The 8,806-nt window shown below is 43.5% G+C and carries 8 protein-coding genes and 1 pseudogene; 2 read left to right on the top strand and 7 right to left on the bottom strand.

Translation table 11 applies throughout. From position 1 onward, the window contains the following. Nucleotides 1–546: pseudogene (locus A3763_RS10820) on the top strand (FAD-dependent oxidoreductase); the annotation flags it as partial. Between the two features lie 86 nt (nucleotides 547–632). Here the strand turns inward: A3763_RS10820 and folE are convergent. From folE to A3763_RS10805, 3 genes are read right to left on the bottom strand one after another with little or no spacing between them, the layout of a single operon-like run. Further along, nucleotides 633–1,283: a GTP cyclohydrolase I FolE gene (gene folE / locus A3763_RS10815; protein WP_068515433.1), complete on the bottom strand. Its 651-nt coding sequence runs from the start codon at nucleotides 1,281–1,283 to the stop codon at nucleotides 633–635. Then, entirely contained in the window at nucleotides 1,276–1,671 is a 396-nt protein-coding gene (gene folX / locus A3763_RS10810; RefSeq protein WP_068515436.1) for a dihydroneopterin triphosphate 2'-epimerase, read from the bottom strand. The genes folE and folX overlap by 8 nt, the downstream gene beginning before the upstream one ends. A gap of 52 nt (nucleotides 1,672–1,723) precedes the next feature. Continuing rightward, a complete protein-coding gene (locus A3763_RS10805; RefSeq protein WP_068515439.1) occupies nucleotides 1,724–2,938 on the bottom strand; it encodes a sigma-70 family RNA polymerase sigma factor in 1,215 nt (404 codons plus the stop codon). Between the two features lie 248 nt (nucleotides 2,939–3,186). Here A3763_RS10805 and A3763_RS10800 point away from each other — a divergent pair, with 248 nt between their 5' ends. Beyond that, on the top strand, nucleotides 3,187–4,605 hold the full coding sequence (locus A3763_RS10800; RefSeq protein ID WP_068554920.1) for a fasciclin domain-containing protein: 1,419 nt from the start codon (nucleotides 3,187–3,189) through the stop codon (nucleotides 4,603–4,605). Between the two features lie 348 nt (nucleotides 4,606–4,953). Here the strand turns inward: A3763_RS10800 and A3763_RS10795 are convergent, their stop codons facing one another. The 4 genes from A3763_RS10795 to nhaA all read right to left on the bottom strand — a co-directional run bounded on the left by A3763_RS10795 (nucleotide 4,954) and on the right by nhaA (nucleotide 8,594). Next, a complete protein-coding gene (locus A3763_RS10795; protein WP_068515443.1) occupies nucleotides 4,954–5,697 on the bottom strand; it encodes an SDR family NAD(P)-dependent oxidoreductase in 744 nt (247 codons plus the stop codon). Nucleotides 5,698–5,784: 87 nt separating this feature from the next. Continuing rightward, nucleotides 5,785–6,558, bottom strand: coding sequence for a MipA/OmpV family protein (locus tag A3763_RS10790; protein WP_197482883.1), 774 nt, complete (start codon nucleotides 6,556–6,558; stop codon nucleotides 5,785–5,787). Nucleotides 6,559–6,568: 10 nt separating this feature from the next. Then, a complete protein-coding gene (locus A3763_RS10785) occupies nucleotides 6,569–7,243 on the bottom strand; it encodes a heme-binding protein (protein WP_068515449.1) in 675 nt (224 codons plus the stop codon). Between the two features lie 175 nt (nucleotides 7,244–7,418). Then, nucleotides 7,419–8,594 carry a Na+/H+ antiporter NhaA gene (nhaA, locus tag A3763_RS10780; RefSeq protein ID WP_068554918.1) on the bottom strand — a complete coding sequence of 392 codons (1,176 nt, stop codon included), beginning with the start codon at nucleotides 8,592–8,594 and terminating at the stop codon, nucleotides 7,419–7,421. Between the last annotated feature and the right edge of the window lie 212 nt (nucleotides 8,595–8,806).

Here is an 8,806-nt window from a genome sequence, read left to right as displayed (position 1 = left end):
GAGAATGACAAAGATAAGCCTTTGCCTGCGGTGTATATTTCATTTCCGTCTGCAAAAGACCCTGAATGGCAGCGAAAGAACCCTAGCAAGTCGACGATAGAAATCGTTGCGCCTTGTCCTTATGAATGGTTTGAAAAGTGGGAAGACCAGCCATGGGGGAAACGAGGCACGGACTACGAAGCACTCAAAGACATGTTTACCGAGCGTATGCTGAAAGCACTCTATGAAAAAATGCCTCACTTAGAAGGTAAAATCGACTATCACGAAACCAGTACGCCCTTGTCGACAAACTTCTTCTGCGCCTACAAAAAATGTGAGCTCTATGGACTTAATCATGACCCTTCTCGTTTTGAGCAAGACTGGCTGCGACCTGAGACGCGAATTCCCGGCTTGTATCTAACTGGCCAGGATGTGCTTAGCTGTGGCATTGGTGGCGCGATGATGGCAGGAGTGATGACATCGGTTAGTGTGCTGGGTTGGAAAAGCTACAAGCTACTTAATCGCTTTGGCTTGCGCGATAGGATTGGTTTGGCTGTGCCTGTTTAGGCGCAGCGCTGCTTGCTATCACGCCGATAGCTCTGGGGATAAACAGCGATGGTGTTTGTCCCCGCCATTGATTGTGTAGCAATCAATTATTGATGGGCCTCTTGTAGAAACTCAGCGCGTGTCTGTGGGTTGGTTTTAAAGGAACCTCCTAAGGCTGTCGTTGATGTTTCAGAGTTTGCATCCATAATACCTCGGGATTTAACGCAATAATGTGTTGCGTTAATTGATACTGCGACGTTGTCGGTATTGAGTAAGACTTGCAGCGCAACTAAAATTTGCTTTGTTAATCGTTCCTGAACTTGAGGGCGCTGTGAAAAAAACTTTACGATACGATTTATCTTGGATAAGCCGATGATTTTTTCTGCGGGAATATACGCGACTTTAGCTAAACCATCGATCGTGACGAAGTGGTGTTCGCAAGTACTTATCAGGTTAATGCGACTGACTTTAACCATTTCATCGACATTCATTTTGTTTTCGATAACCGCTATTTTGGGAAAGTTCTGATAGTCCAGGCCAGAGAATATCTCCTCCAAGTACATTTTTGCGATTCTGTGTGGAGTTTCAGCCAGGCTATCGTCTTGAAGGTCTAGCCCCAAAGTTGCCACGACCTCGGCTAATAAACCCTTAATTCGCTGATATTTTTGTTCGTCAGTGTATGGCGTCTGAACAAGAGGCGTTTCAAGTCCCATTTCAACTAAGGTGCTTTTAACTAATTGGGCTTCAGGGCTAAGCATGGGCATAGTTCTCCAAAGTTTCAGGTAGGATTGAGGCCTGCATTGTCAGTGATACTGAATCAGCAAACCGGAGCGCGTGTGGTTTCTCAACGTTTACTTTGGCGAAGGTGGTGTGGGGACTCGTGGTGCAAATTTGCAAAATTTCTTTTACAAGTCGCTCGAGTAATAAGAATCTGCCTTCTTCAACAAGTTGAATGATTCGCTTGGTAATGATCTTATAGTCCAGCGCGTCTTTCACCTGATCTGATTGCGCGGCTTTATTGGCAGAATAATGTAGTTCGACATTCACGACGATATCTTGTTGTTTAATTTTTTCTTCTTCATTAAAGCCGATGAATGTTCGTAAGCGTAGTTTGTCGATTTTAATAATCGCATTTGATAAATTCATAGTCCGTTTCCTCTCATTATTAATCATTACGAATCAAATTGAATAATGGATCTCAATTGCCATTGCCCAGATCGGTGTCTGGTTCACTTTCTAAGATTGTGTTCAGCTCTTTTTCAGATTGAAGCGATAATTGGCGAACCCTTTCAGATGAGATGAAGAGTATCTCGCTGATCTCTTTTAGCGTGTAGGTGCGGTTGATTCCTATGCCATATCGCATTCGGAGTATGGTTTGTTTTCGTAGATCTAAGCTCCCTAGGATGTTTTTTAGGTCTCGTTTGTACAGGAGCTCCTGTGTTTTTAGGTCTTGTTCGTTTTTTCCAATGAGTTCGTGTTCTTCAGGTTCTGGAGACTGTGCATACCATTCTGTGTTAGCGGTCGCATGAGTATTTAATTCGACATAAGGTGCTTTATTACTGATGTTATCTGGCAAACTCGCTCTAAACTCATGGCTTCTAGGAGGTCGTGATAGCTGCTGTTCTAGCTTTGCCCTCGTTTTGTCGGCAATTGCTTTATCGCGGAGTTGATCGTAAGGTTTACGAACGACACTTGCTTGCTTTTCGATAGCCGCATGTATGTGATGACTAATGGCAGTATAAGCATAAGTCGAAAAGAGGAACCCCTTACTGGGATCAAAGCGCTCAATGGCTTTAAGTAAGCCGATACTGCCTTCCTGCACTAAATCGTTGTAAGGCATTCCGAGGAATCTAAATTTGCCAGCTACGCTAAAAACAAGCTTCAAATTTGCAGTTATTAGTTCATTACGTTCGCTCTTATATTGTTTACTTAGTTTTTCCAGCGTGTGGACCTGATCACACAGAAGAAATTGGTCTGCTGTGTTTTCTTGATTGATGTGTTCGTTGATAACTTTTATCACTAGGTGGCGAGGGACTTTCCAAAGTGAAAGGTTTTTTTTCAGCTTTCTGCTTACTGCTTTCCTCTGCTGCTTTGAACCTTCGATATGGTCGATTACCTCAAGAGAATCGATGAGAGAAATGATTTTTAAATAGACACTTCCATCGTTATAGATCTGGGTTCTTAAGTATTTTTGAGTTTCGTTCTCGATTAGTTCGACCAATGACTTCAAAGAGCTCAGTAGTCTGGGAAACTGAGCAAATAAAACCAGCTGTGACAGGGCGTAAGACTCCATAGATTTATAGAGCTTCATTTGCGTTGCGATAGGCAGTTGTGGCAGCTGATTATTCTCAAGGTCATAAGGGTTTCCACTCGTATTGCTAATCTTGGTTTCAGCATATTCTTTAGCGAGCATAGGTGCTTATTCTCCGGACACTGTTTAATTACCTTTACTCGAAGAATGCGAAAACGGATCATAATTTTGTGTTTTCATGTCGTTTCGTTTTAGAAAACAGAACTTAATTGTGATCCGAATTTACAACCTCCCCGTAAACTGGTTTAAGCGCTCAAGATGAATGTCACCGACGCATGTTTAATTTGTAAGAATGATGTCGGTATTAACTCAAAACGAAATTGAAGAATGATTTAGGGAAGGTACACATTATGTCCACTCGACTTTTAGACAGGCTTTCTTGGGCCAAAAGTTTATCCGTATTGTTGTTTGCCAGTTCAACACTATTATTGTCAGCATGTAGTGACAGCGATAACGATAGCGCAGCGTCTTGCACGGGTTCAATCGCAGACATCGCTGACTGCAACGATAGCTTCGATACACTTTATGCTGCGGTGGCGGCGGCAGGCTTAGGTGAAACCCTAAGTGGTGGAGAGTTTACAGTATTTGCGCCGACGGACGATGCCTTCGATGCATTGTTTACAGCATTGGGTGTGACGCCAGATGAGTTCCTGGCGCGTTCAGACCTAGCTAATATCCTGACTTACCATGTTTTATCTGGAACGGTTGACGCGACAGCAGCTACATCCTTAGCTGGAATGATGGATAACACAACACCCACTGTTGAGACGTCGAGTATTGAAGTATCTGTCTCTGGCGATGATCTATTTGTTAACCGCTCTCAAGTTGTGATCGCTGACGTTGTTGCGGACAACGGTATCATTCACGCAATAGATAAGGTTCTTATTCCACCAAATTATTTCAATGTTGTTGAAACGGCACAAGCAGATGGTCGCTTTGATACATTGGTGGCTGCCGTCGTTGAGGCTGGCTTAGTAAGCACTTTAGCGACAACGCCAGACCTAACCGTTTTTGCACCGACTGATGATGCCTTTGCAGACTTGGTGGCAAATAATGACGCGTTTGATAGTGCCGGTGATATTCTTGCACTAACGAATCTTGGGGATATTCTGCAATATCATGTATTGGACTCTGAAGTTGATGCTTTGACCGCAATCAGCCTGTCAGGCAATACAACAACGCCGTTATATACCGCAAAAGATCTGGCAATTTCTTATGATGACCCAGACTTATTCATTAACACATCTAAGGTCATTGTTGCCGATGTCGATACATCAAATGGAATAATCCATGCGATTGATAAAGTCCTATTGCCACCATCAGCTGATGCTTTATCAGATGACAGTATTACCATTGGTGAGCTGGTGACTAATTTGGCAGGGGCTGAGGTGGATGCAGAGTTCACAACCTTGCTCGCCGCGCTTCAGCAAGAAGGCTTAGATGCTGCGTTGGTGGGGGATGGGCCGTTCACCGTGTTTGCACCGACTGATGCAGCGTTCGCAGCAGTGGGTACACCTAGTGAAGTGCTTGCTTTAGGTGGCTTGGCAGATATCTTGAGCCAACACGTAATCAGCGGCACAGAAATTGACTCCATAGCTGCCTATGCAGCAAATGGCACGGCTGTACCGACATTGCGTGCAGATACAGATCTTACAGTAGATATCGATATGGGTATGCTGATGGTTGGAAATGCCACGGTGTTGATTACAGATGTTGAAACCTCAAATGGTGTTATTCATGTAGTCGATGCGGTAATCACAGCCCCTTAGTAGAAGTGGTTATCTAAATCGATCTACCTTTGTCCCGCTTTGCGGGACTTTTTTTTCGAATTAGAGCGAGTCTAGGAGAGCGTTATTTTATGGCTACCAATACAAGTAAAAATGTAGATACAGAGCATCGCAGCAAACAAAGCACTACCCTAAGATTACCTTGCAGGGGCTGCCTAAAAACATGCTCAAACTATACAGTGTGTGATGGACGCCCGTGGAGAACAATGATAGCCATTGACTCATGAGTTAGAAATCGACACGGCTCGTGTAGAAAAGGCTGAGTAAAACAATTGTTACCTTAGTAGCTTGGTTCGGTTTAGGTTTCTGAGTAAGCCAAGAGCTGGCCTACTACCACTCAATATCCATATTGTTCCAATCTTTAAAACTTAACTTTCCATCTGCTTTTGACTCAACTAAGAGTTGATGCAGCCGATCTGCGACAAAGTCGGTCTTGAATAGTTTTTCTTCTGGAACGCCCGCTTGGTATGGCTTTGAAAGTTCGGTGTCTGTGGTTCCAGGGTGGAATGAAATGACTTTTGCTTTTGGAAAGCGACGACTGTATTCAATAGAAGCATTCTTGAGAAGCATGTTTAGTGCTGCTTTAGAGGCTCGATAGCTATACCAGCCGCCGAGCCGATTATCTTTAATGCTACCCACTCTTGCTGATAATACAGCAATCGTGGTCGCTGAATTTTTATTCAGTAACCCGGTCAGCTCTTTTAACCAGACAATCGGCATGAACGTGTTGGTCTCAAAAACGCTATGCAGACTTTCATAGTTGATATCTTCGATACGTTTCTCAGGCTTTATGTTGAGTTCTTTACTATGTAGTAAACCGCTGGCGATCACGATATATCGAATAGGTATATGACTGTCCGCTATTTGTTTGCAGCAAGCCTGAATCGAACTAAGCTTGGCGTCGGTTTGTAGCCATTCGGTTTTTGTTTTTTGACTTTCATTTCTCTGGGGCTCGTTCCTAGACAGCGCAAAAATAGTCGTGATGCTTCTATCTGATTGCATACGTTTAAGGATTGCGCTCCCAATACCCCCGTTAGCGCCGATGATAATTGCTGCAGCCTTGGATTGGTTCATTTTGTGTGACCTCAATGGTTATTGAAAACTGAGTGCAGGGAGTAATGGCTTATTGGAAGGGTGCATCAGCTTGATTCAGGTTTGAAATCAAAAGAATCGGGTGAAAGAAAGATTTACCTTCCAATGGTTTTTGTTGTTAACAATAGGGCTGTTATATAGCGAGGAGTCCAGCCAGGAATGTGTCACGCTGGCACGGGTAAAGCCTTTGAGAAAAATTGGCGTTGCAAAGTTAAGGCTAACAGACGGATTGATCGACGTGTTGGGAGTGTAAGCTTGTCTATCTGAATTGGATTCGTGATCGCGCACGCCAAAATAGTAGTTACTGTACGCGCTATCCAAATAGTTTAAAGAGATCTTTGGAGTCAAAAAAAATGGCCCGTAATTGTAACGGTATGACATTGCAAGGGTGAAATCTTGTCCGCCTGAATGGTTCTGTAAATCATGAAGATAGCTAAGTGTGTACGACAGTCTGTCTTTTTTGAGGCTTGTACTCAGACCGCCAAACAATGAGTTCTGGCGCCTCGTCATTCCGTCAAGATGCTTTGAGTCGTTCGGTTTGTAACCGACCGACTTATAGGTGATGAGTGCCAAAGCTTCCAGTTCAGCACTCTGATGTATGATATAGCTGGCACGAGGCCCCAAAAAGCTAAACCTAGTACCTATATAACCTATAATAGGCAGGGCAACCGTGTCAGCTCCTACGCCGGCATAATAAGAGGAATTGATGCTTGTAAAAGCACCGTAAAACCAGCCAGTCTGTTGTTTTCTAGCCTGGCTTTTTTTTACTAGCGACGTTTCCTTACTGCCGGTTTGATATGGCTCAGCATTCAATGAAACAGAGCTCGACACTAAGGCGAGCACAATTATCAACCTAAGGTAGAACATCAATTAATATCTCATTGCGTCGCAGAAATGGTAGTGCCCAGGGTGGATCGTACCCTGCATAACTAGCTAGTGAAATTGAAGAGTAATTATTGCTGTTGAGCCAGTCACTCAGTTGATTGACATGTTTTTGATAATTGCTTTCACTCCATAATCCTGAATAGCTAATCGCTGCAACTCGTTTCTCAGGAACCTCACGAAGACAAACAAGCGGGTCTGTAGGTTGAGGAGAATTGTTAATAGTGAACTTGTCTGGTAGCACAAATTTCAAAATCCAGCCTTGCCGTTCGTTCTCAGTCTTGCTCGGACTCGCAATAACAGGGCTGGTCATCGCAACTATTTTACCTTTTTCTTCCTGTGGTTCAGCGATGACTGGTGCTGTCATCGAAATGTCATTGGCAGAAACATTGGCCCCAGAAATATAGTCAAACAAACGTCTAAAGGATTGGTCGGTTGCATCACGAAAGTTGGGCTCATTTACGTAGGTTTCAACTATCATGACAGGTTCGTATCGTCTTATTTCGATATTGCCGACCTTCTTTTCAACGGTATAGCGAGCCTCATCTGTAGTGCGTATACCAAGTAGTGAGCAGCCTTCCAATATGAGGCTCAGCAAAGTTATTATGATGAGCAAGGGGGCACTGCTTCGTGCTTTATTCCACATATCAGAAATCACCTCGTCTTAAAAATCAGGGAAATAAAAAATAATATCTACCTAGTGTTTGTACGCTGAATTTTGCTTAGTGGATCTATATAAACGAAATTTTGTACCAAAGAGTGCTATTTATTTAACGAGTCAGCCCTCTTTGGCGCAGGTTGGTGCATTAGAGTGTGCCGCTTTATACAGCTTTATTGTTTCGGCTTCTTATAATAATGATGGCCCCCATCACAGCTGACATAACTGACCCTAACAGAACACCTAGTTTGACGCTGTCGTGATAGCTTGGGTCATGGCTCTCAAAAGCGAGTGTGCCGATGAATAAGCTCATGGTAAAACCAATTCCGCACAGTACGCATACACCATATAATTGAGGCCATGTGGTATCTTTTGGCAGGCTTGCGATACCTGATCTCACCGCCAGCCAGCAAGCGCCAAAGATTCCCAGTTGTTTGCCTAAAAACAGCCCAAGCGCGATACCTAATGTAATTGAGTTAAATAGATCATCAGTGCCGATCCCGATTAAGTTGACACCGGCATTCGCGAATGCGAACACAGGCAGTATCATAAAGGCAACCCAAGGCTGAATGCTGTGTTCCATTTGCTTTAACATTGGGTGTCCGTCTTCAGTGGCCACGTTAATTGGTATAAACCAAGCCACGATGAAACCCGCTAGCGTAGCATGAACACCTGACTTGAGTACGGCTGCCCACACAACGATACCGACAATAATGTAAGCCGCTTGTTTGCTCACCTTGAATCGGTTCAACAGGCCTAGAACAAACAGACCTGAAATGGCAACGGCAAGAGAGGCTGTTGATAGGTCTTGTGAGTAAAAAATGGCAATAATGACTATCGCACCGATATCATCAAATATAGCAACCGAGAGCAGGAATAGCTTGAGGGTCAGTGGTAGGCTTTTGCCGAACAGACTAAATATACCTAAAGCAAAGGCGATATCAGTTGCCGATGGAATAGCCCAGCCTTGAAGTGCCGCCGGATTTTGTTGATTTAAGCTAACATAAACTAAAGCGGGAGCAATGATGCCCGCCACAGCGGCAATAGCAGGTAGTATTATCTGGTCTTTTGAAGATAAGTGGCCTTCAATAATTTCTCGTTTAACTTCTAGGCCGACCAAGAAAAAGAACAGTGCCATCAAGCCATCATTGACCCAAAGCAATAGCGGTTTAGCAATTTCAAAGGAGCCGAATTGAATGGTGACGGGTAAGTTAAGCACACCTTGGTAGAAACCATTGAAAGCTGTATTCGCCATGATGAGTGCCGCCAAAGCCGCGAGAATTAATAGAATTCCCCCTGCTGCGTCATGCTCAACCATTTCTCGAAAAACTTTTGTCATAGGTAGGTCCTTGCTTTAAATGATGAGAAGACATTTATATGCTTTTACCTAGCTATGAAAAAGTCGAATATTCAGCTCAATATGATCGAAAAAAACTGATCAATTTTTTTTGGATCTTTAACCAAACGGCTGGGGGAAAGCATGGATTTAAATTGCCACTCATAAATACTTCGGATACTTCGAAGTATTTATGAGTGAATAACTTATGGATA

The sequence above is a fragment of the Oleiphilus sp. HI0128 genome (assembly GCF_001635365.1).
This window is presented reverse-complemented; position numbering and strand designations above follow the sequence as displayed.

Excerpts from the sequence above, each read along its gene's own strand:
- folE (WP_068515433.1), bottom strand. The coding sequence starts at position 1,283 with ATGCTTAGCCCTGAAGCCCAATTAGTTAAAAGCACCTTAGTTGAAATG.
- folX (WP_068515436.1), bottom strand. The coding sequence starts at position 1,671 with ATGAATTTATCAAATGCGATTATTAAAATCGACAAACTACGCTTACGA.
- A3763_RS10805 (WP_068515439.1), bottom strand. The coding sequence starts at position 2,938 with ATGCTCGCTAAAGAATATGCTGAAACCAAGATTAGCAATACGAGTGGA.
- A3763_RS10800 (WP_068554920.1), top strand. The coding sequence starts at position 3,187 with ATGTCCACTCGACTTTTAGACAGGCTTTCTTGGGCCAAAAGTTTATCC.
- A3763_RS10795 (WP_068515443.1), bottom strand. The coding sequence starts at position 5,697 with ATGAACCAATCCAAGGCTGCAGCAATTATCATCGGCGCTAACGGGGGT.
- A3763_RS10785 (WP_068515449.1), bottom strand. The coding sequence starts at position 7,243 with ATGTGGAATAAAGCACGAAGCAGTGCCCCCTTGCTCATCATAATAACT.
- nhaA (WP_068554918.1), bottom strand. The coding sequence starts at position 8,594 with ATGACAAAAGTTTTTCGAGAAATGGTTGAGCATGACGCAGCAGGGGGA.